Source organism: Curtobacterium sp. MCPF17_001 (assembly GCF_003234615.1).
Taxonomy (GTDB): domain Bacteria; phylum Actinomycetota; class Actinomycetes; order Actinomycetales; family Microbacteriaceae; genus Curtobacterium.
Window position 1 is genome coordinate 1 of record NZ_QKSL01000006.1, and the last position, 21712, is coordinate 21712.

Annotated in this window: 19 protein-coding genes; 2 read left to right on the plus strand and 17 right to left on the minus strand. The window is 70.8% G+C overall.

All coding sequences use genetic code 11. From position 1 onward, the window contains the following. Positions 1-455 precede the first annotated feature (455 nt). From tyrS to infC, 15 genes are all read right to left on the minus strand, one after another. Positions 456-1769 carry a tyrosine--tRNA ligase gene (tyrS, locus tag DEJ24_RS07240; RefSeq protein ID WP_111077947.1) on the minus strand — a complete coding sequence of 438 codons (1314 nt, stop codon included), beginning with the start codon at positions 1767-1769 and terminating at the stop codon, positions 456-458. Between the two features lie 32 nt (positions 1770-1801). Further along, on the minus strand, positions 1802-2467 hold the full coding sequence (locus tag DEJ24_RS07245; protein WP_111077948.1) for a DNA-3-methyladenine glycosylase: 666 nt from the start codon (positions 2465-2467) through the stop codon (positions 1802-1804). A gap of 55 nt (positions 2468-2522) precedes the next feature. Further along, positions 2523-3992: an argininosuccinate lyase gene (gene argH, locus DEJ24_RS07250; protein WP_258374693.1), complete on the minus strand. Its 1470-nt coding sequence runs from the start codon at positions 3990-3992 to the stop codon at positions 2523-2525. A 97-nt stretch (positions 3993-4089) separates the two neighbouring features. Further along, on the minus strand, positions 4090-5286 hold the full coding sequence (locus DEJ24_RS07255; RefSeq protein ID WP_110904982.1) for an argininosuccinate synthase: 1197 nt from the start codon (positions 5284-5286) through the stop codon (positions 4090-4092). Between the two features lie 26 nt (positions 5287-5312). Continuing rightward, a complete protein-coding gene (gene argF / locus DEJ24_RS07260; RefSeq protein ID WP_111077949.1) occupies positions 5313-6254 on the minus strand; it encodes an ornithine carbamoyltransferase in 942 nt (313 codons plus the stop codon). Then, positions 6251-7477, minus strand: coding sequence for an acetylornithine transaminase (locus tag DEJ24_RS07265; RefSeq protein WP_111077950.1), 1227 nt, complete (start codon positions 7475-7477; stop codon positions 6251-6253). Before DEJ24_RS07265 ends, argF begins: the two co-directional genes overlap by 4 nt. Beyond that, positions 7474-8487: an acetylglutamate kinase gene (gene argB / locus DEJ24_RS07270; protein ID WP_111077951.1), complete on the minus strand. Its 1014-nt coding sequence runs from the start codon at positions 8485-8487 to the stop codon at positions 7474-7476. The genes DEJ24_RS07265 and argB overlap by 4 nt, the downstream gene beginning before the upstream one ends. Beyond that, positions 8487-9647 carry a bifunctional glutamate N-acetyltransferase/amino-acid acetyltransferase ArgJ gene (gene argJ, locus DEJ24_RS07275; protein ID WP_111078194.1) on the minus strand — a complete coding sequence of 387 codons (1161 nt, stop codon included), beginning with the start codon at positions 9645-9647 and terminating at the stop codon, positions 8487-8489. The genes argB and argJ overlap by 1 nt, the downstream gene beginning before the upstream one ends. A 65-nt stretch (positions 9648-9712) precedes the next feature. Then, on the minus strand, positions 9713-10810 hold the full coding sequence (locus DEJ24_RS07280; RefSeq protein ID WP_111077952.1) for an N-acetyl-gamma-glutamyl-phosphate reductase: 1098 nt from the start codon (positions 10808-10810) through the stop codon (positions 9713-9715). Between the two features lie 73 nt (positions 10811-10883). Beyond that, positions 10884-13376 carry a phenylalanine--tRNA ligase subunit beta gene (pheT, locus tag DEJ24_RS07285; protein WP_111077953.1) on the minus strand — a complete coding sequence of 831 codons (2493 nt, stop codon included), beginning with the start codon at positions 13374-13376 and terminating at the stop codon, positions 10884-10886. Then, positions 13376-14416 (minus strand): phenylalanine--tRNA ligase subunit alpha, encoded by a 1041-nt coding sequence (gene pheS / locus DEJ24_RS07290; protein WP_111077954.1) that lies wholly within the window; start codon positions 14414-14416, stop codon positions 13376-13378. The genes pheT and pheS overlap by 1 nt, the downstream gene beginning before the upstream one ends. Positions 14417-14483: 67 nt before the next feature. Continuing rightward, on the minus strand, positions 14484-15341 hold the full coding sequence (locus DEJ24_RS07295) for an RNA methyltransferase (RefSeq protein WP_111077956.1): 858 nt from the start codon (positions 15339-15341) through the stop codon (positions 14484-14486). Positions 15342-15460: 119 nt separating this feature from the next. Beyond that, the gene (gene rplT, locus DEJ24_RS07300; protein WP_110824044.1) at positions 15461-15844 is read right to left on the minus strand and encodes a 50S ribosomal protein L20; all 384 of its coding nucleotides are present in this window, start codon (positions 15842-15844) and stop codon (positions 15461-15463) included. Positions 15845-15873: 29 nt separating this feature from the next. Further along, positions 15874-16068 carry a 50S ribosomal protein L35 gene (gene rpmI, locus DEJ24_RS07305; protein ID WP_110904974.1) on the minus strand — a complete coding sequence of 65 codons (195 nt, stop codon included), beginning with the start codon at positions 16066-16068 and terminating at the stop codon, positions 15874-15876. 62 nt (positions 16069-16130) lie between these two features. Then, positions 16131-16805 carry a translation initiation factor IF-3 gene (gene infC, locus DEJ24_RS07310; RefSeq protein WP_110904973.1) on the minus strand — a complete coding sequence of 225 codons (675 nt, stop codon included), beginning with the start codon at positions 16803-16805 and terminating at the stop codon, positions 16131-16133. 316 nt (positions 16806-17121) lie between these two features. Between infC and DEJ24_RS07315 the strand changes: the two genes are divergently transcribed. After that, on the plus strand, positions 17122-17487 hold the full coding sequence (locus tag DEJ24_RS07315) for a DUF1844 domain-containing protein (protein WP_111077958.1): 366 nt from the start codon (positions 17122-17124) through the stop codon (positions 17485-17487). Between the two features lie 89 nt (positions 17488-17576). Here the strand turns inward: DEJ24_RS07315 and DEJ24_RS07320 are convergent, their stop codons facing one another. Continuing rightward, positions 17577-18896 (minus strand): phosphotransferase, encoded by a 1320-nt coding sequence (locus DEJ24_RS07320; RefSeq protein ID WP_111077960.1) that lies wholly within the window; start codon positions 18894-18896, stop codon positions 17577-17579. 154 nt (positions 18897-19050) lie between these two features. Between DEJ24_RS07320 and DEJ24_RS07325 the strand changes: the two genes are divergently transcribed. Beyond that, complete coding sequence (locus DEJ24_RS07325) at positions 19051-20502, plus strand: CHAD domain-containing protein (RefSeq protein WP_181432970.1); 1452 nt, start codon at positions 19051-19053, stop codon at positions 20500-20502. Here DEJ24_RS07325 and DEJ24_RS07330 read toward each other — a convergent pair whose 3' ends face one another. Then, positions 20503-21711 (minus strand): right-handed parallel beta-helix repeat-containing protein, encoded by a 1209-nt coding sequence (locus DEJ24_RS07330; RefSeq protein ID WP_111077964.1) that lies wholly within the window; start codon positions 21709-21711, stop codon positions 20503-20505. Position 21712 lies beyond the last annotated feature (1 nt).

Genomic DNA, 21712 nt, shown 5'->3' on the forward strand with positions numbered 1-21712 from the left:
AATTGCTTCATGACCCGACCAGCCGAAACCGATCGAGCACGAGGTCAATAAAATTGGCATTGACAATGTGCACGCTGTTGAGTTCTCAAGGACCAGACGCACTCCCCACACAACACCAACACGATGTCACGCCAGAGAGGCTGTCGTTCTCGAACCCACCGATGTCGTCGAACCCAGCCACACAACCGTGCAACCAGATCCAGTGGCTCATCCCGAAGGAGAGAACCGGTGGAGTAGTCATCCTAAGCGTCGAAGCGAACCAGCACAAGGCCAGATCCGATCTCCAGTGGAGGATGGTCCCGCTTGAGGGCCGACGTGCTCTGGGCTTTCGCTCCAGCCGCTCCGCCGCACCTTTGGGGTGACGAGGGATTACTTTACGCAGCCCCCACCCCCACCACCAACCCACCCCACATCCCGGGCGTGTCGCACACTGCAACACATTGACGGGGCCTGGATCAGGAGACCGTCACGCCCGCCAGGGTCTTCTTCCCCCGTCGGAGGACGAGTACACCCGCCGGCAGTGCGAGGGACGCCAGCGTCGCCGCCGGGTCCTCAGCTCGCTCGTTGTTCACGTAGACACCGCCCTGGGTGATCGCACGCCGTGCCTCACCGAGGGACTTGACGAGTTCCGTGTCGACGAGGGCACGAGCGAGGTCCGCGGTTCCCTCGATGGCGACGGACCCGGGGAGCTCCGCGATCGCGGAACGGAGGGTCTCGGCATCCAGTGCAGCGAGGTCACCGTTGCCGAACAGTGCTGCCGACGCATCGATGGTCGCCTGCGTCGCGTCCGCGCCGTGGACCAGGGTGGTGACCTCCACTGCCAGGGTGCGCTGGGCCTCCCGGCGGAACGGCTCGTCGGCCACCGCCTGCTCGAGCCGCTCGATCTCGGCACGCGACAGGAACGTGAACTCGCGGAGGCGGGCGATCACGTCGGCGTCCGCCGTGTTGAGCCAGAACTGGTAGAAGGCGTACGGCGACGTCATCGCGCCGTCGAGCCAGATCGCGTTGCCCTCGCTCTTGCCGAACTTCGTGCCGTCCGAGTTCGTGATGAGTGGCGTCCCGAGCGCGTGCGCGGCCACACCCTCGGTACGCCGGATCAGCTCCGTCCCCGAGGTCAGGTTGCCCCACTGGTCGGACCCGCCGGTCTGCAGGGTGCACCCGTACTGCCGGTACAGCTCGCGGAAGTCCAGCCCCTGCAGGATCTGGTAGCTGAACTCCGTGTAGCTGATGCCGGCGTCGGAGTTCAACCGGGCGGCGACGGCGTCCTTCTTCAGCATCGAGTTGACGCGGAAGTACTTGCCGATGTCGCGCAGGAAGTCGATGGCCGAAAGCGGTGCGGTCCAGTCCAGGTTGTTCACCAGACGGACGCCGTTCTCACCGTCGGGGCTGAGGAAGCGGGAGACCTGGGCTTGCAGACGACCGACCCACTCCACGACGGTCTCGCGGGTGTTGAGCGTTCGCTCCGCCGTCGGACGCGGATCACCGATCAGGCCGGTCGACCCGCCGACGAGCGCGAGCGGCTTGTGTCCTGCCAGCTGCAGCCGGCGCATCGTGAGGAGCTGCAGCAGGTTGCCGCAGTGCAACGACGGAGCCGTCGGGTCGAAGCCGCAGTAGTACGTGACAGGTCCGGCGTCGAGGGCCTCTTTGAGGGCGGTCTCGTCGGTCGAGACGTGCACCAGACCACGCCAGCGGAGCTCGTCCCACACCGAAGCGAAGGTCGGGTCGTTCTGCTGGCGCGTCAGGACATCGGGAGCGGTATCACTGGACACCCCGTCATCGTACCGGCGCCGAGGCACACCCTTCAGTCCAGGGCGCCCTTGTGACGCCGGTACGCGGAGACGGTCGGTTCGTCCCGCAGCCAGAAACGCCACGGGAACGAGGCGCCACCAGCGACACCGCCGACCCCGGTGCGTGGACCACGCGCGATCGTGCCGGCGGCCAGGAGGTCGTCGACGACCGCAGCCGGCGTCGATGAGGCGAGTCGGGCCTCCAGTCCGGGTGCCAGGGCGAGGCGGTACGGGCCGGAGCCGTCGAGGAGCGACGTCCCGTCGTCCTCGCCGAGGATGGCGCCGAGAGCGACGCCGAGGTTGCCCGGTCCACGCGCGAGGGCGACGTCCGCGACGGACGGACCGCGCCGCTGGCGTGCGGTCTCGACGCCCGCGACGACCTCTGCCCCTCGGAGCAACGACCCGGACGAGACGCCGTCCGGTCCGCTCACGACGTTGACGCAGGTGTGGATGCCGTAGGACCGGTACGCGTACAGGGTGCCCGGTGGGCCGAAGAGGTGTCGGTTGCGGGCCGTCATCCCGCGGTGCCCGTGCGACCCGGGGTCGGTGGGACCGAAGTAGGCCTCGACCTCGGTGATGCGCAGCGTGACGCCCTTGCCCGCCACGGTGGCCCCGAGGAGGGCCGGGGCGGAGACCGGGGCGGGCTCGGACAGCACGGTGAGGAGCGGGGTGGTCGTCATCACTCCCTCGCCGTCACCGTTGGCGTTGCCGTCACCGTTGGTCCGGGCGTTCCGGTCATCGAGCGAAGGGCGTCCCCGCGGCGATCTCGGCCACGGACCGTGTCACGGCAGCGAGCTGCTCGGCGACCCGCTCCGGCGCGGTTCCGCCCACGCCACGACGCGAGGCGACGCTGCCCTCGATGGTGAGGACCGCACGGACGTCCGGCGTCAGGTGCGGTGAGACGGACGCGTACTCCTCGTCCGTCGGGTCGTCGAGGTCGATGCCGCGCTCCTCGCAGTACCGCACGAGCGCACCGGACACCTCGTGCGCGTCGCGGAACGGCACACCCTGACGGACCAGCCACTCGGCGACGTCGGTCGCGAGCGAGAAGCCCTGCGGCGCCAGCTCTGCCATCCGAGCGGTGTCGAAGGACAGTGTCGCGACCATGCCGGTGAACGCGGGCAGCAGGACCTCGAGCTGGGCGACGGAGTCGAACACGGGCTCCTTGTCCTCCTGCAGGTCCCGGTTGTACGCGAGCGGCAGGCCCTTGAGGGTGGCGAGGAGCCCCGTGAGGTTGCCGATCAGTCGGCCGGACTTCCCGCGCGCCAGTTCGGCGATGTCCGGGTTCTTCTTCTGCGGCATGATGCTCGACCCGGTCGAGAAGGCATCGTGGAGCCGGACGAAACCGAACTCCTTGGTGTTCCAGAGGATGATCTCCTCGGCGAGACGCGAGATGTCGATGCCGATCTGCGCCAGGACGAAGGCGAACTCCGCCACGACGTCGCGAGCGGCGGTCGCGTCGATCGAGTTGTCAGCCGGACGGTCGAAGCCCAGCTCGTGGGCGATCGCCGTCGGGTCGAGCCCGAGCGAGCTCCCCGCGAGCGCGCCGGCCCCGTACGGGCTCACGCTGGCGCGGCCGGCCCAGTCGCGCAGCCGTTCCAGGTCGCGGACGAGCGGCCAGGCGTGCGCGAGCAGGTGGTGCGCGAGCAGGACGGGTTGCGCGTGCTGCAGGTGCGTCCGCCCCGGCATGATCGCGCCCTCGTGCTCGGACGCCTGCTGGCTGATCGCGTCGACGAGGTCGATGACCAGGCGACCGATCCGGCGTCCGTGGTCGAGCATGTGCATCCGGCCGAGGGTCGCGATCTGGTCGTTGCGGCTCCGACCGGCGCGGAGCTTCCCGCCGAGTTCCGGACCGACGTCGGCGATGAGCAGGCGCTCCAGGGCACCGTGCACGTCCTCGTCGGAGTCCGCCGGCTGGAGGGAGCCGTCGAGGAACGACGCCTCGAGACGGTCCAGCCCCGCGAGCATCCGGTCCAGTTCATCGGCCGTCAGGTAGCCGGCCGTCTGCAGTGCTCGGGCGTGCGCCCGGGAACCGGCGAGGTCGTACGGTGCCAGCTGCCAGTCGAACTGGGTCGACTTCGACAGCGCTGCGAGCTCGGCGCTCGGACCGTCGGCGAAACGGCCACCCCACAGGGCACCCGTGTTCGTCGCGTCGGTCTTGCTGCTGGCTTCTTCCGGCCGGGAGGCCCGGGGCACGTCCGTCATGTCGTCCTGCGTCGTGAGTGGTGGTCAGATGGTGTGGGACGGGCCGGGGCGGTTCGCTCCGGCCCGTCCGACAGGGTGGTGCTGCGCTGTGTTCCGGCTAGTTCGCGAGATCGCGGCGAGCGGAGATCTTGCTCGGCAGCGACCACAGTTCGATGAAGCCCTTGGACAGCGACTGGTCGAACGTGTCGCCGGTGTCGTAGGTGGCGAGGTCGAAGTCGTAGAGGCTCTGCTCCGAACGACGACCGGTCACCGTGGCACGACCACCGTGCAGCTGCAGGCGGATGTCGCCGGACACGTACTCCTGCGTGGAGTCGATGAAGGCGTCGAGGCTGCGCTTCAGCCCACCGAACCAGAGGCCGTCGTAGACCAGGTCGGCCCACTCCGACTCGACACCGCGCTTGTAGCGGTTCACGTCACGCTCGAGGGTGAGGCTCTCGAGCTCCTCGTGCGCGGCGATGAGCGCCATCGCTGCCGGGGCTTCGTAGACCTCGCGCGACTTGATGCCCACGAGACGGTCCTCGACGACGTCGATGCGGCCGACGCCGTGCTTGCCGGCGAGGGCGTTGAGCTCCTGCACGATGCGCAGGACGCTGAAGCGCTGGCCGTCGATCGCGACCGGCACGCCCTGCTCGAACGTGATGGTGACCTCGTCGGCGTCCCGCGGGACGGAGGGGTCCTGCGTGTAGGCGTAGAGGTCCTCGATCGGCGGGTTCCACGGGTCCTCGAGGAACCCGGTCTCCACGGCACGACCCCAGACGTTCTGGTCGATCGAGTACGGGGACTTCTTGCTCTGCAGGATCGGCAGGTTGTGCTCCTGCGCGTAGACGATCGCCTTGTCACGGGTCAGGGCGAGGTCGCGGACGGGGGCGACGCTCGTCAGGTCCGGAGCGATGGCGGCGACGGCGGCCTCGAAGCGGACCTGGTCATTGCCCTTGCCGGTGCAGCCGTGCGCGACGCTGTCGGCCCCGAGCTGCTTGGCGGTGAGGGCGAGGTGCTTCGCGATGAGCGGGCGGCTCAACGCGGACACCAGCGGGTAGCGCTTCTGGTACAGCGCGTTCGCCTTGAGGGCGGGGACGAGGTAGTCGTCCGCGAACTCGTCCTTGGCGTCGATGACGACGGACTCCACCGCACCGCAGTCGAGCGCGCGCTGCCGGATGGCGTCCATGTCCTCGCCGCCCTGGCCGACGTCCACCGCCAGTGCGACGACCTCTTTGCCGGTGGCGTCCTTGAGCCAGCCGATGCCGACGGAGGTGTCGAGGCCTCCTGAGTAGGCCAGTACGACGCGGTCTGCCATGAGTGTTCTCCTTGCTGGGGTGGTTGTCAGTTGCCGGTGGGCGTCGCGTTGGCGGCGAGGAGCCAGGCGAGCAGGGCCTTCTGGGCGTGCAGACGGTTCTCCGCCTCGTCCCAGATGATGCTGCGTGGGCCGTCGATGACCTCGGCCGTGACCTCGTAGCCACGGTCGGCGGGCAGGCAGTGCATGAACACGGCGTCGTCTGCGGCGTGTGCGAGCAGCTCGTCGTCGACGCGGTAGCCGTGGAAGACCTCGAGGCGCTGCTGCTTCTCGTCCTCCTTGCCCATCGACACCCAGGTGTCGGTGACGACGACGTCGGCGCCGGCGACCGCTGCGACCGGGTCGGTCACGACGAGCACCGAGCCGCCGGTCTCCGCGGCGCGGGCTTCGGCGTCGCGGACGACCTGTGCGGCCGGGGCGAACTCGGCCGGAGCTCCGACGCGGACGTGCATGCCGGCGGTCGCGCAGGCGAGCAGGTACGAGTGCGCCATGTTGCTGGCCCCGTCACCCACGAAGGCGATGGTCTGACCGGCGAGGGCACCGCGGTGCTCACGGATGGTCAGCAGGTCGGCGAGCAGCTGGCACGGGTGGAAGTCGTCCGAGAGGGCATTGACGACGGGCACGGTGGTGCTCGCTGCCATCTCCTCGAGCCCGGCCTGGCCGTAGGTGCGCCACACGATGGCGGACACCATGCGCTCGAGCACGCGAGCCGTGTCGGTCGGGGTCTCCTTGCCGCCGAGTTGGCTGTTCGCGGTCGAGATGATCAGCGGGCTGCCGCCGAGGTCGCTGATGCCGACGTGGAAGGACACGCGGGTCCGGGTCGACGACTTGTCGAAGATCACCGCGACGCTCTGCGGGCCGGCGAGCGGCTTGCTCCCCCAGCGGTCGCGCTTCATCTCGACGGCGAGGTCGAGGATGGCGGACTGCTCCGCCTGGGTCAGGTCGTCGTCCCGGAGGAAGTGGCGGGTCATGCGGTGGTCTCCTGGTCGGCGCCCGTGACGGCCGCCATGCTCTGGGCGAGGATCGCGAGGAACTCGTCGATCTCGTCGTCGGACACGATGAGCGGCGGCGCGATGCGCAGGCTCGATTCGTTCGGGGCGTTGATGATGAGACCGCGGTCGAGCGCGGCGGCGGACACGGCCGCGGCGACCGGCTGGCGCAGGCCGACGCCGATGAGCAGGCCGCTCCCGCGGACTTCTTCCACCAGGTCGGAGCCGAGCGCGCCGATGCCCGCACGGATCCGCTCCCCCTTGATGACGGCGCCCTCGACGAGACCCGCTCGCTCGATCTCGGCCAGGACCGCGTTCGCGACCCTCGTGCCGAGCGGGTTGCCGCCGAAGGTCGACCCGTGCTGGCCCGCCGAGAACAGGTCGGACGCCGCACCGAAGGTCACGAGGGCGCCGATCGGGAACCCGCCGGCGATGCCCTTGGCGACGGTGATGGCATCCGGGATCACGCCGGTGTTCTGGAACGCGAACCATGCCCCGGTCCGGCCGATGCCGGTCTGGATCTCGTCGAGGATCAGCAGGGCGCCGTGCTCCTCCGTCAGTTTCCGAGCGGCCTGCAGGAAGCCCTCGGGCAGGTCGACCACGCCGGCCTCGCCCTTGATCGGCTCGAGGATGAGAGCCGCGACGGAGTCGTCGATCGAGCGTTCGAGGGCCTCGATCGAGGTCTCGATGTGCTCGACTCCGGGGATCATCGGCAGGAAGTCCTCCTGCAGAGCGGGCTTGCCGGTGAGGGCGAGCGCTCCCATGGTCCGGCCGTGGAACGCCTGCTGCAGCGCGAGGATCCGGGTCTTGCGACCGTCCGTCCCGCGGTTCAGGCGTGCGAGCTTGAACGCGGCCTCGTTCGCTTCCGCGCCGGAGTTGCCGAAGTACACGCGGCCGGCGTCCCCGGCGCCGGAGATCCGCTTGAGGCGCTCGGCCAGCTCGAGCTGCGGCGGGGTGGCGAAGTAGTTCGACACGTGCACCAGCTTGGCGGCCTGATCGCTGATGGCCTCGACCAGCGCCGGGTGGGCGTGGCCGAGCGAGTTCACCGCGATGCCGGCGAGGAAGTCGAGGTACTCGTTGCCGTCGACGTCCCAGACGCGACAGCCCTCGCCGCGCTCGAGCATGATCTTCGGCGGGGTCAGGGATCGCATGAGCGACGCCCCGAACCGGTCGTTCCAGGTCTCGGTCTGCGTCTGGGTGCTCACCGTGGGGTGCCCTTCTCGTCGTGGTGCGGGGTGGTGTGCTCGCCGGCGGCGCGGCGGCCGATCTCGGCGTGCGTGTTCTGGTTCTCGGTCCGTCGGCTCGGGTCCGGGATCACCTCGGTGCCCGCACCACGCAGGGTGAAGACCTCGAGCAGGATCGAGTGCGGGATACGACCGTCGATGATGGTCGCGCCGCCGACACCGCCGACCACGGCGTCCAGGCACGCGGTCATCTTCGGGATCATCCCCGACTCGAGGGTCGGCAGCAGCTGCCGGAGTTCCTCGACGGCGATGAGGTCGATGATCGAGTCCCGGTCGGGCCAGTTGCGGTACAGGCCGGGGACGTCGGTCAGCATCATCAGCTTCGACGCGTTGAGCGCGATCGCCAGCGCGGCCGCAGCGGCGTCGGCGTTCACGTTGAGCGCCTGGTCCGGGTGCGCGTCGTCGATCGCGATGCTCGACACCACCGGGATGCGGTCGGCCCGGATCGCCGCGAGGACGCCGGACGGATCGACGTGGGTGATGTCGCCGACGTGACCGAGGTCGAAGTGCTCGCCGTCCACGACGACGCCCTTCTTCTCGCCCGTGAACAGCGACCCGCCGTCGCCGAACACGCCGACACCGAGGCCGGCACCGTGCTCGTCGATCAGGTCGACGATCTCGCGGTTCACCTCACCTGCCAGCACGTCGCGGACGACGGTGATCGCTTCGGTCGTGGTGACGCGGTAGCCGCCGCGGAACTCGGACTCGATGCCCTGTTCCTTGAGCGCCGCCGAGATCTGCGGACCGCCGCCGTGCACGACGACCGGGTGCAGTCCGGCGTACCGCAGGTAGACCATGTCCTCGGCGAACGCACGCTTCAGGTCGTCGTTCACCATCGCGTTGCCGCCGAACTTGACGACGACGATCTTGCCCGAGAACCGCTTCAACCACGGCAGGGACTCGATGAGGGTCGCGGCCTTGACGGTCGCGAGCTCGTGCTCTTCTTCCTTCGAGAGGTCCGGATCGCTCATCAGCTGGAGTACGCGCTGTTCTCGTGGACGTAGTCGTGCGTCAGGTCGTTCGTCAGGATCGTCGCCGCATGCGGTCCGACCCCCAGGTCGATGAGCACGTGGGTGTCCCGCGGGCTGAGGTCGACGCTGTCGCTCGGCTGGTCCGGAGCGCCGGCATGGCAGACCCGGATGCCGTTCATCGAGACGTCGACCGCGTACGGGTCGAACTCGGCATCGGTGGTGCCGATCGCGGCGAGGACCCGACCCCAGTTGGGGTCGTTGCCGAAGACGGCCGCCTTGAACAGGTTGTTCCGGGCCACGCTCCGGCCGACCGCCACCGCGTCGTCCTCGCTCACGGCACCGACGACCTCGATCGCGATGTCGTGCGCGGCGCCCTCGGCGTCCTGTTGGAGCTGCCGGGCGAGGTCCGCGCAGACGGCGGTCAGGGCCTCCCGGAAGTCGCCGACCTCGGGGGTCGTTCCCGACGCGCCGGAGGACATCAGCACGACGGTGTCGTTCGTCGACATGCAGCCGTCCGAGTCGACACGGTCGAAGGTGACCCGGGTCGCAGCCCGCAGCGCCTGGTCGAGTTCGTCGGAGGTCAGGGAGGCGTCCGTCGTGATGACCACGAGCATCGTCGCCAGGCCCGGCGCGAGCATGCCCGCACCCTTGGCCATGCCCCCGATCGTCCAGCCGTCGACGGTCACGACGGACTGCTTCGGCTTCGTGTCGGTCGTCATGATCGCCGTCGCGGCAGCCGCTCCCCCGCCGTCGGTGAGGGCATCGGCCGCGAGCGTCACGCCGCGGAGGACACCGTCGCGGAAGGTCTGGTCGCCGACACCGATGAGGCCGGTAGAGCACACGACCACGTCGCCGGCGCCGATCCCGAGGGCGTCGCCGACCGCTTCGGCGGTCAGGTGCGTCGTCTGGAAGCCGAACGGACCCGTGAAGCAGTTCGCGCCTCCCGAGTTGAGGAAGACGGCTCGCGCCACCCCGTCCCCCACGACCTGGCGGGACCAGATCACCGGGTGCGCCTGGGCGCGGTTCGAGGTGAAGACGGCGGCCACGGCGTCGGACGGACCGTCGTTGACGACGAGCGCCACGTCCGGCTTGCCGCTCGTCTTCAGGCCGGCGGTGACGCCGGCGGCCCGGAAGCCCACCGCGGCCGTGACGCCCTGCAGCGCGCCGTCAGCGGACGGGAGGCCCGTGGCCGCGTCGTCCGCGCCCGGTGCATCGGTGATGTCGGTCACGGGGCGACTCCGTCCACGCTGAGGCCGAGCGTCTCGGGGAACCCGAGCGCGATGTTCGCGGACTGCACGGCTGCGCCGCCGGTCCCCTTGGCGAGGTTGTCGAGCGCGGTGACGGCGACGACCCGACCGGCCGCTTCGTCGACCGCGATGCCGACCAGGGCCGTGTTGGCACCGATCGTGTCCGCCACCCGCGGGAAGACGCCCTCGGGCAGCAGGTGGACGAACGGTTCGTCCGCGTAGGCTTGCTCCCAGGCGAGGCGGACGTCGTGCGCGGTGACGCCGGGTGCCAGGCGCGCGGTCGTCGTGGCGAGGATCCCACGGGCCATCGGCACGAGCACGGGGGTGAACGAGATGCGCACGTCCGAGGCCCCTGCCACCCGGAGGTTCTGCTGGATCTCCGGGACGTGCCGGTGGCTGCCGCCGACCGCGTACGCGCTGGCCGAGCCCATGATCTCGGCGGCGAGGTACGTCGGCTCGAGCTTCTTGCCGGCACCGCTCGGTCCGACGCTGAGCACGGCGACGATGTCGTCGGACTCGACCAGCCCGGCCTGGACACCGGGTTGGATGCCGAGCGTCACCGCGGTGACGTTGCAGCCGGGGACGGCGATCCGCTTGGTCGCGGCCAACTCGGTCCGCTGCCGGCCCTGGGCGACGATGTCGTCGACGTCGCGCCATTCCTCCGCGGCACCCGGGGCGGGCGGAGCGTGCAGCAGTTCGGGCAGGCCGTAGGTCCATGCGCCGTGGAAGTCGCCACCGTAGAAGGCCGCCCAGGCGCTCTCGTCCGTCAGGCGGTGGTCAGCGCCGCAGTCCACCACGAGGGTGTCCGCGTCGAGTTCGGCGGTGATCGCACCGGACTGGCCGTGCGGCAGCGCGAGGAACACCACGTCGTGCCCGCGGAGGTTCTCGGCCGTCGTCTCCACCAGGGTGAGGTGCGCGAGCGATCGGAGGTGCGGCTGCGTCGCGATCAGCGGCTGTCCGGCGTTCGAGAACGCCGTCACCGTCCTGACGTCGAACTGGGGGTGAGCGGAGAGGATGCGCAACAACTCGCCACCCGCGTAGCCGCTGGCTCCCGCCACGGCGACGGATACGGACATGGGTTCCACCTTTGGTCGGACTGTTCGTCGAGAGAGTCGGAGGCGGCGACCCCGGGCGGTGATCCGTCGTGGATCAGTCGCGCAGGGTCGCCCCGAATCGCTCGCCGGCACGTCGGACAGCGCCGTCACGGGCCTCGGAGGCCTCGGCAGCGGTCAGCGTGCGGTCCGTGGCACGGAAGCGCAGGGCGAACGTCAGGGACTTCTGTCCCTCGTCCACGCCGGCACCCCGGTAGTCATCCACGAGCCGAGCATACTCCAACAGGTCTCCGGCACCAGCGCGCACCTCGGTCAGGACGTCACCGGCGGGCACCGACACGTCCACCACCAGGGACAGGTCCTGCGTCGCTGCGGGGTAGGACACGATCGCCGAGACGTGCACGAGTTCGGGGGCGACGGCGACCAGGGCGTCGAGGTCGAGCTCGACGACGGCCACCACCCGGGGCAGGTCGGCGTCCGCGGTCCGTTCCGGCAGCAGCTCGCCCGCCACACCGACGACCGTGTCACCGACGAGCAGTGATGCCGCGCGTCCGGGGTGCAGCGCCGGGTGGCTCGTCTGCCTGACGGTCAGCTCGACACCGACTGCCCAGGCCACCGTGCGGGCGACGTCGAGGGCGTCGGCGATGCCGAACGTCTCGACCGCGGCACCGGGCTGCTTGAGCACGGCGTTGCCGAGGAGCAGCGCGCTGACGTGGAACGGCTGCGGGGGCAGCGACGCGTCGAGGGCGGCGAGGGTCTCGGGCGTCGGGCGCTCGGCGCCGGCGGGGACGTCGGTCGTCCCGAGCTCGACACCGGGCTCGGGCAGGAACACCCGGGACGTCTCGTACACGGCGACGTCGACCAGTCCGCGGGACACGTTCCGCCGGGCCACGTCGACGAGGGCGGGCAGACCGCTCCGACGCAGGTGGTCCTGCGCACTGTCGAGTGCGTTCGCCAGGACGACGCTCGGCCCGCCGGCGGGGTCGATGCCCGGGTACGCGGCAGCGGTGGCGGCGGAGACGAACGGTGCCGTGACGACCTCGGTCAGACCGGCGGCGGCCAGAGCAGCCGAGACACGGCGACGGGCCTGCTGGTGCCGCGTGAGCCCACGACCCGGCGGCGCGATCGGCAGGACGCTCGGGATGCGGTCGTACCCGACGATGCGGGCGATCTCCTCGACCAGGGAGACGTCGTCCACCAGATCGGGGCGCCAGCTCGGCGGGGTGACGACGAGCAGATCACCGTCGACGTCGACCGACGCGCCGATCGCACGGAGGGTGTCGAGCACCTCGGCGTCGGTGTAGTCCACGCCGATCAGTGCAGCGGCTCGACCGAGACGCATGGTGACGGTGGGGCGAGGCGACTCGTCGACGAGGGTCGATCCGAGCGCGTCCGGTGCGCCGCCGGCGAGGTCGACGAGCAGTTCGACGGCCCGGTTCGCCGCGGCCTGGGCGACGAGCGGGTCGACGCCCCGCTCGAACCGGCGCGATGCCTCACTCGGCAGCTTGTGGCGCCGCGCGGTCCGGGCGATCGACACCTGGTCGAAGCCGGCGGCCTCGATCAGGACGTCCGTCGTCGACTCGGTGATCTCCGTCCGGGCACCGCCCATGACACCCGCGAGACCGACCGCCCCGGCGTCGTCGGCGATGACCAGGTCCTCGGCGTCCAGCTCGCGCTCCACGTCGTCGAGCGTGGTGAGCCGTTCCCCGGCGGTGGCCCGGCGGACGGCGAGCCCGCCCTGGACGGTGCCGAGGTCGTACCCGTGCAGCGGCTGGCCGAGCTCGAACATCACGTAGTTGGTGATGTCGACGGGCAACGAGATCGAGCGGACGCCGGCGAGCGACAGACGGGCGACCATCCAGGCCGGGGTGGGGCGGGTGGCGTCGATGCCGCGGACGACCCGCGTCACGAAGGTGCTGGCCCCGATGCGGCCACGGATCGGTGCGGCGTCGTCGATCGTCACGGCGAAGCCCTCGCCTGCGCGCGGCAGGACGCGGTCGACCGGGTCCGAGAAGGTCGCCCCGGTGGCGTGCGCGTACTCACGAGCGACCCCGCGCATGCTCATGGCGTAGCCGCGGTCCGGCGTCACGTTGATCTCGACGGCGGCGTCGTCCAGGCCGAGCAGCGCGATGGCGTCCGCCCCGACCTCGGGCTCCATGCCGAGGTCGGCGAACCGGAGGATGCCGTCGTGCTCGTCGCCGAGTCCGAGTTCCCGCGCCGAGGCGATCATGCCGTCCGACACGTGGCCGTAGGTCTTGCGGGCGGCGATCGGGAACGGCCCGGGCAGCACGGCGCCGGGCAGGGTCACGACGACGAGGTCGCCGACGTCGAAGTTGTGGGCGCCGCAGACGATGCCACGCGGTTCGGCTTCACCGACGTCCACCTGGCACCAGTTGATCGTCTTGCCGTTCTTCTGCGGCTCCGGGACACGCTCGAGCACCCGACCGACCACGACGGGCCCGGTCAGGTCGAAGGTGTGCACGGCTTCCTCTTCGAACCCGACCGACACCAGTGCGGCGTGGACGTGCTCGAGTGAGACGTCGTCGGGCAGGTCGACGGATTCGCCGAGCCAGCGGAGTGGGACGCGCATCAGACCACCGTTCCGAACTGCTGCGAGAAGCGGAGATCGCCCTCGAGGAAGTCACGCATGTCGTTCAAGCCGTTGCGGAACTGCAGCGTCCGCTCGATGCCCATGCCGAAGGCGAAGCCCTGGTACTCGTCCGGGTCGATGCCGGCGGCCCGCAGGACGTTCGGGTTGACCATGCCGCAGCCACCCCACTCGACCCACCGCGCGCCGCCCTTGGCATTCGGCTGCCAGACGTCCATCTCGGCGCTCGGCTCGGTGAACGGGAAGTAGTTCGGACGCAGTCGGATCTGGGCTTCGTCACCGAACACCTGACGTGCGAAGTGCTCGAGCGTGCCGCGGAGGTGCGCCATCGTCAGGCCCTTGTCGATCGCGATGCCCTCGACCTGGGTGAAGACCGGCAGGTGCGTGGCGTCGAGTTCGTCGGCGCGGTACACGCGACCCGGGGCGATGACGTAGAGGGGCAGGTCACGGGACAGCAGTGACCGCACCTGGACCGGTGAGGTGTGCGTGCGCATCAGCAGGTGCCGGTCGACGGGCTCGACGAACACCGTGTCCGCCATGGCCCGTGCCGGGTGGTCCTGGTCGAAGTTGAGGGCGTCGAAGTTGAACCACTCGTGCTCGAGCTCGGGGCCCTCGGCGACCTCCCACCCCATCCCCACGAAGACGTCGGCGACGGTCTCGTTGAGGACCGACAGCGGGTGCCGCGAACCGGGCGTGCGACGCGACGGCAGCGCGGTGACGTCCACACGCTCGGCGTCCAGACGTGCACGCTCTTCGGATTCGGCGAGGACCGACTCCTGCGCCGCGATCGCCTGGTTCACCCGGCTCCGGGCCTGACCGACGAGCTTGCCCGCGGCCGCCTTCTGCTCCGGCGGGACGCTGCGCATCGACGCGTTCATCCGGGCGAGCGTCGACTGCTCGCCCGTGTGCTCGGCACGGGCCTGCTTCAGCTCGGCGACGGTCGTCGTGGCGCGGACCGCGGCGAGGGCCGCTTCCACGGCGCCGGCGACCGCCGATTCGCTGATCTCGAGAGGTTCTGACACGAGAGCCAAGCCTACCGGCCGCTGGGATACCGTCGCCCTCCCCAGCTGCACTGTGGACGGAGGCGAGTCAGTCCGTGGCTGTGGAGGAACGGGTCCGCTGCGCGAACGCACTCTCGTAGAGGCACACCGAGGCAGCGGTCGCGAGGTTCATCGACTCGGCCCGGCCGTAGATCGGGACCTTCACCGCCCGGTCGACCAGCGCCAGGTCCTCGGCCGTCAGCCCGCGGGCCTCGTTGCCGAAGACCCACACCGTGGGCCCGTCCAACACGCCGTCGGCCCGGACGTCCGGCAGGTCGTCACCGGAGACGTCGGCCGCGAGGATCGTGTAGCCGAGCCCCCGTGCGCGCTCGATGGCGTCCACCAGGGTCACGCCGACCGAGACCGGCACGTGGAACAGTGACCCGGTGGTGGAGCGGACCACCTTCGGGTTGTACGGGTCGACACTGCGCCCGGTGAGCACGACGGCGTCCGCACCCGCGGCGTCCGCGGCACGGATGATCGTGCCGGCGTTGCCCGGGTCACGGACCTCTTCGAGGATCGCGACCAGTCCGGGGAGGGCGCCCGACGCATCAGGATCGGCACGGGCCTCCAGGCGGGCGTCCGGGAAGACGTCCTTCACCGACGTCGGGAACTGCTGGCACACCGCGACCACGCCCTGCGGCGTCACGGTGTCGGCCATCGCGTCGAGCACCTGCTCGGTGACGAACCAGGTGTCGACCGGGGCGTCGTCCAGACCGTGGCGCGCCGCCGCGGTCGGCGTGACGTACAGCTCGCGGAGGAGCTCGGGGCGGTACTCGATCGCCTCGCGCACGGCCTGCGGGCCCTCGAGCAGGAACAGCCCGGTCTCGGCACGGACGTCCTTCTTGGCCAGGGCGGCCACGGCCTTCACTCGGCCGGCACGGGGGTTCTCGAGGAGTTCGCTCACGTACCCAGTCTAGGAACGACCGGATGCCCGGCACGACCGGACCGCGGTCGACCGACGCCGGGAACGACGGAACCCCCACTCCGCAGGGAGTGGGGGTTCCGGTGCACGGGTGACGTGGCTCAGGCTGCCTTCGGCGCCGAGGTGTCGGCCGGCAGGGCCTTCTTGGCGGTCTCGACGAGCGCGGCGAACGTCTCGGCGTTGTTGACCGCGAGGTCCGCGAGGATGCGACGGTCGACCTCGACGCCGGCCAGGTTCAGACCCTGGATGAGGCGGTTGTAGGTCAGGCCGTTCGCACGCGACGCAGCGTTGATGCGCTGGATCCAGAGGCGACGGAACTCGCCCTTCTTCGCGTGACGGTCACGGTACGCGTAGACGAGGGAGTGGGTGACCTGCTCCTTCGCCTTGCGGTAGAGGCGCGACCGCTGGCCGCGGTAGCCCTCTGCGCGCTCGAGGATGACGCGACGCTTCTTGGCGGCGTTGACCGCTCTCTTGACTCTTGCCATTGATCTGTTCCTTTACGATCCGGGTCGACTCAGTGGCCGAGGAGCTTCTTGACGTTCTTCGCGTCGGCCTTCGAGAGGACCTGGTCCTCGTTGAGGCGGGCCTTGCGCTTGGAGGACTTGACCTCGAGGTTGTGGCGCATACCGGCCTGCTGCTTCATGATCTTGCCGCTGCCGGTGACCTTGAAGCGCTTCTTCGACCCGGAGTGGGTCTTCTGCTTGGGCATGTTGATGCCTTTCCGTGGGGTGGATGGGGGCCGCGTCGAGCGCGGAAGCGGTCTGGGAGGACCTATTCGGCCGACGAGTCGGCCGGTGCTGCTGCTGCGGCGGGGGCGGCCGGGGCCTGGTCCGCCGGCTGCGACTTCGCGGAGTGCTCGGTGGCCTTCCGCTCGGCCTTCTCGGCGGCGCGCTTGGCGTTCTGCTCGCCCTTGACGTCCGACTTGTTCTTCAGGGGCGCGATGATCATCGTCATGTTGCGGCCGTCCTGGGTCGGACGGGACTCCACGACGCCGAACTCGGCGATCTCCTCCGCGAACTTCTGGAGGAGTCGGACACCCTGCTCGGGACGCGACTGCTCGCGACCACGGAAGAGGATCATCGCCTTCACCTTGTCGCCACCGAGGAGGAACCCCTCGGCGCGCTTGCGCTTCGTCTCGTAGTCGTGCACGTCGATCTTCAGGCGGAAGCGGACCTCTTTCAGGTCGGTGTTGACCTGGTTGCGGCGGGCTTCCTTGGCCTTCTGAGCGGCTTCGTACTTGAACTTGCCGTAGTCCATGATCTTGGCGACGGGCGGCTTCGAGTTCGGCGCGACCTCGACCAGATCCAGCTCGGCTTCCTGCGCGAGGCGCAGTGCGACGGCGATGGGGACAACGCCGACCTGCTCGCCCTGGGGTCCGACCAGTCGGACCTCGGGGACGCGGATTCGGTCGTTGGTACGGGGATCGGTGATGCGGAGCTCCTTCAATCAGGTGGTGGCCGTCCGGGGCGTTTGCCCGGGACGACGGCACGAGAGAGGAGATCTGACGCACGGATCGGGACCCGTTCGGCAGCCGCCCGACGCCGACCCTTGCGGTCCGGCCTGCCGATGCCCACATGGTGGACCCCGGCGGAGCGGTGGTGACCCGGTAGCCTTGGTGCAGCCGCGGGTGGGAGGAACTCCTCTTTCGTGACGCTGTCCTGATCCGGGCCGTCCCGGTTCGAACCGGAACGATCCGGCGCATCCGGAAGGTTCCGGGCGCGCGGACAGTGTCTGCCGTCGGCGAGTCTAGCAGAGGAGCACCGTGACCGACACCCCGAGCAACCCGGCCCCAGCATTCGACGAGTCCGACGAGGCCGCACGCGACATCGCCGAGGTCCCCGCGATCGAACTGATCAACACCGTGGCCGTCCACCTGCTCAGCGCTGCCGCCGTCAAGGTGGGTCTAGCCGACGACCCGGAGCAGCAGACCGACCTGGACGAAGCGCGGAAGCTCATCACCTCGCTCGCCGGCCTCGTCACCGCCGCCGCCACGGAGATCGGCGACCAGCACGCGCGTCCGCTCCGCGACGGGCTGCGGTCGGTGCAACTGGCCTTCCGCGAGGCCTCGGCGATCCCTGACGCACCGGGCAAGGGCCCGGGCGAGAAGTACACCGGCCCCGTCAACTAGTCGGGCAGATCGGACGGGAGGCCCGTGGCGGTGTCGCCACGGGCCTCCCGTCCGTCATCCGGTCGCGCCGCGGACGCAGCCGCTCGCCGTCAACCGTCCGCGCGCGCCACCAACCGGTCGACCGCGGCGACCGGGATGCCGACCCAGGTCGGTCGGTTCCGTGCCTCGTAGACGACCTCGTAGACCGCCTTGTCGAGCTCGAACGCGTCGAGCAGTGCCCGGTGTGCGCGCAGGTCGGACCCGCTGCCTCGCTCGTACCCGTCGAGGAACGCCGTGCGTGCTTCGTGCGCCCAGTCGCCTGTCTCCACCGGCTCGTCCTCATGCGCCAGCGCGCCTGCGACGTAGTCGAAGGACCGGAGCATGCCGGCGACGTCGCGGAGTGCGACGTCCGGCCGCGAGCGTTCCGGCATCGGGCGGAGGGGCTCACCCTCGAAGTCGAGGAAGACCCAGCCCCGGGGTTCGGGGGCCGACAGCACCTGACCGAGGTGCAGGTCTCCGTGGATGCGCTGCATGGTCGGCCACGGCACGGAGGCGGCACGGTCGTAGACGCGACCGACGGCGGCGGCGTGCTCGGCGACCTGCGGCACCTCGGCAGCCGCGGTGTCGAGGCGGCGGCGCATCGTCGCGATCGCCTCGTCGACCTGGTCCGGGCCGGACGTCGCCGTGGGCATCGCACCCGCGAGGACCGTGTGCACCTCGGCGAGCGCAGCACCGAGCCGGTCGGCCGCGCTGGCGAAGGACTCGCCGTTCCGAGCTGCGGTGAGGGCGACGCGCCACGCGTCCTCCAGCCCGGGCAGGAACTCCTGCGCGAAGGCGAGGTGCCCGTGTGCGGTCCCGCCGACCTGCGCCTCGTCCGGCCACTCCCCCGCCAGGGCACCGAAGGTGCGCGGGACGCGGACCGACCCGGCGCTCGACAGCGCCCGCTGCGTCGTGACGTCGGGGTTCTCACCGTCGTGCAGGACGCGGAAGACCTTCGTGATGACCTGTCCGTTCTCGGCGGTCCCGCAGATGACGGACGTGTTGGACTGCTCGCCGCTGAGGACGCGAGCGTCGGTGACCGGCCCGATGTGTTCGCCGTCGGCCTCGATCCGGCCGAGCAGCCAGCGTGCGTAGGCGACGTCGTGCGGAGCGTCGTAGACCGCAGCGCCGTCGAGTTCGGTGACCAGGGCGTGGGCGAGCTCGGGGACCGCTGCGGGTCGCACGGTGAGCGGCACCTGGTAGAGGACGGGGCCGGTCGGGGCGTCGTCCAGCACGAAGAGGGTGCGGATCGTCGCGTCGGCGGTGGTGTCGGTCTGTTCGGCGACCACGCGGATCCTGGGGGTCCCGCCCTTGGCGGCGTACCACCGTTGGTCGGCCATCCAGCCGGCGACGGCGGTCTCGAAGGGGTCGGCGTGCACAGCGTCGGTCATGTCGGGGACGCTACCCGTCGCTGCTGCGCCGGTCCGCGGGATCGCGCGGAGGACGGTGTCGCCCTCCCTGCACAGGGGCGGTCCGGCCGGGAGGCTGTCCACAGTTCGCGGGGACCGCCCCGGCGCCGGGGCGGTCCGGACGACACTGACTCGCATGCACCAGCGAGACGATCCCCACGACGACGACTTCCCGGCTCCTCGCGTGACCTGGCGGGTCCCGGACGCCCGGCGACTCCCCGCCCTCGAGCCCTACGCGGACGTCGTCGGGCGGGTCCCGGACGTGATGGTGCGTGAGGCCGTCTGGGACACGTCCGACGGGGTGCTCGCCGCGGCCGGGGTCGAGCTCGTGCGCGGCGAGGACGGCACCTGGACGGTCGATCGCGGCGAGGGTCCGGAGCACCTCGCCGACCGGAGCGCGGACGCACCGGTCCCGGAACTGGCGGTGCACCTGCGCGGTCGGCCCCTGACCGTCGTCCGGTTGCGCGACACCACGACGTCGCTCCTGGTCCTGCACAGTCGGGACGGCCGGGTACGGGCGGAGGTCGCTGACGTCCGGGTCGACGAGGGCTCGCCGGACGAGGCTGTGCTCCGGGCCGGTCGCTGGTGGGCGCTGGCGGACGACGGCAGCGGCCACGCGCTCGTCCGCGGGGTGGAGCGGGCGCTCCGGGACGCGGCCGAGGATGCGGACACCGACGCGGGCGGACCGGACACGGACGGCGGCGGCGGTGCTGCCGACCGCGCTCCGGTACCGCGGCTCGCACCGCTCCGCCGGCCGTCCACGTCGCACCGTCATCCATCCGGCACGGCCGCCCGGTTCGTCGTCGACGCGCTGGCCACGCTCCGCGCCGACGCGGTCCGGCTCGACCCGCTCGTCCGACGCCGGGAACCCGACGCGGTCCACGCTCTCCGAGGGGCGCTCCGACGGATCCGGAGCGTCCTGGTGGTCTACCGGGGCGCGCTCGACCGCGACGCCAGCGAGTCGGTGCGACGGAGCCTCGGCGCCGTCGGACGTGCTGCCGGGACGGTCCGTGACGCCGAGGTCCTGGCCGCCTCGGTCCAGAGGCTCGCGGGCCGTGCGCCGGAGGGACTCGTCGACGACGTGACGCTCGCCGGACTCGTGGGCCGCCTGCGGTCGGCGCACGGGGACGCGACGGCAGGGTTCGACGAGGTGCTGTGCTCTGCCGAGTGGTTCGGCGCACTGGACGCACTCGACGCGCTCATCGCCGACGCACCGCCGGGTCCGCGCGCCGGGGACGCCGTACGACCCTTCGTCGAGCGGCGACTCCACCGGGAGCGTCGTCGCGTGCGCCGGGTGCGGGACGCGGCGACACGGTCTGCTGACCTCGAGGTGCTGCACGACGCCAGGAAGGCCGCGCGGCGGCTCCGCTTCGCGATCGACGCTGCAGGTGGGTTTGCCGGCACGCACCGACACCTCGGCCGGCTCCGCCGGGCCCAGGCGTCCCTGGGGGACGGACTGGACGCCGCGAACGCCGTTGCGGCCCTGCGGCACGAGGCGGACTTCACCGCCGGGGTCCTCGCGACGGTCGGCCGTCAGCGGGCCGACCGTCGGCTCAGACGCGGGCGCGAGCTGCTCGCCCGTCTCTGATCAGGGCGTGCACTTCGTGGTCGAGAACTCGTTCGAGCCGACCACGTCGTTGTCACACGACACCGTGTTGCCGAGCACCGGGCGGAAGGCGAAGGCCACACCGTCGCTGTTGCCGAGGTCCACGGTGTTGCCGGAGAACGTGTTGTCCGTGCCCCAGCCGTCCAGGAGCTCGTGCGTCTGGAACCCGTCGAGGATCGAGTGCACCCCGCGGTTCCCGGTGACGCTCCAGCCGTTGCCCTTCACGTCGACCCAGGAGTCCGCATGGTTCTGCCCCTGCATGCCCGCACCGTCGAAGGAGTTGTCCGACAGCACACCACCGGTCGTCCCCTCCTTGATGTCCACGTTCTCGGCTGCGGTGCCCGTGACCGTGTTCTCCGTGACGACGTTCCGGTCGCTGCGGTCCGGCTTGCAGTCGGACACGTCGCACCAGTTGTTCTTGGACGAGCCGATGTAGATGCCCTCGCCGAACTGCGGCTTCCGCAGTCCGGTCTCGGAGACGTGGTTGCCGCGCACCGTGTTGTCGCTGCTGTTGCCGCGGACGTGCACCGCCTCGTCCCCGGTCTTCCGGACCGTGAGCCCCTGGAGGACCGAGTGCTGCGTGTCGTCGAGCATGACGCCCTTCTGGCCGTTCTGCACCGTGAACCCGGAAAGCGTCCAGTAGGCACCACCGTCGAGGTGCATGACGTAGCCGTCGGACGGGTCACCGCCGTCGAGGACCGCCCCGCTCCCGCCACAGAGGGCGATCGGTTGGCTGGCCGTGCCCTTCGCCGTCCCCTCGAAGGTCCCGTCGTAGGTGCCGTCGGCGAGGGCGATGACGTCCCCTGCCTCGGCGTCCTCGAGTGCGGACGTGAGTGCGTCCGAGGTGCTGACGCGGATGGTCGGCGACGTGCACGCGGCGGCCGGGGCGGCGGTGGCCGTCCCCGCGGAGCCGTTCGCCGTGCCGCTGGTGGCGCCGCCGCCCTCGTCGGACTTCCCGCTGTCGGATCCGCCGTCGTCATCCAGCGTGCCGAGCTTCGGGGTGCGGCTGGCACTCGGCGTGCGGCCGGGGTCGGCGGTCGCCGAGGAGGTCGGCACGGGCGCTGCGACCGTCTCGGGGTCGCGGACCGCGGCGCTGACGCCCCAGATCCCGCCGATGAGCACGGCTCCGGCCACGAGACCGACGGCGCCGGACACGATCTGGACGCGATGTCGTTCGAACAGGTTCGTCATC

Bases quoted from the DNA above. Each gene is read 5' to 3' on its own strand.
- DEJ24_RS07245 (WP_111077948.1), bottom strand. From the start codon at position 2,467: ATGACGACCACCCCGCTCCTCACCGTGCTGTCCGAGCCCGCCCCGGTC.
- argH (WP_258374693.1), bottom strand. From the start codon at position 3,992: ATGACGGACGTGCCCCGGGCCTCCCGGCCGGAAGAAGCCAGCAGCAAG.
- DEJ24_RS07255 (WP_110904982.1), bottom strand. From the start codon at position 5,286: ATGGCAGACCGCGTCGTACTGGCCTACTCAGGAGGCCTCGACACCTCC.
- argF (WP_111077949.1), bottom strand. From the start codon at position 6,254: ATGACCCGCCACTTCCTCCGGGACGACGACCTGACCCAGGCGGAGCAG.
- argB (WP_111077951.1), bottom strand. From the start codon at position 8,487: ATGAGCGATCCGGACCTCTCGAAGGAAGAAGAGCACGAGCTCGCGACC.
- DEJ24_RS07280 (WP_111077952.1), bottom strand. From the start codon at position 10,810: ATGTCCGTATCCGTCGCCGTGGCGGGAGCCAGCGGCTACGCGGGTGGC.
- pheT (WP_111077953.1), bottom strand. From the start codon at position 13,376: ATGCGCGTCCCACTCCGCTGGCTCGGCGAATCCGTCGACCTGCCCGAC.
- rplT (WP_110824044.1), bottom strand. From the start codon at position 15,844: ATGGCAAGAGTCAAGAGAGCGGTCAACGCCGCCAAGAAGCGTCGCGTC.
- rpmI (WP_110904974.1), bottom strand. From the start codon at position 16,068: ATGCCCAAGCAGAAGACCCACTCCGGGTCGAAGAAGCGCTTCAAGGTC.
- DEJ24_RS07320 (WP_111077960.1), bottom strand. From the start codon at position 18,896: ATGACCGACGCTGTGCACGCCGACCCCTTCGAGACCGCCGTCGCCGGC.
- DEJ24_RS07325 (WP_181432970.1), top strand. From the start codon at position 19,051: ATGCACCAGCGAGACGATCCCCACGACGACGACTTCCCGGCTCCTCGC.
- DEJ24_RS07330 (WP_111077964.1), bottom strand. From the start codon at position 21,711: ATGACGAACCTGTTCGAACGACATCGCGTCCAGATCGTGTCCGGCGCC.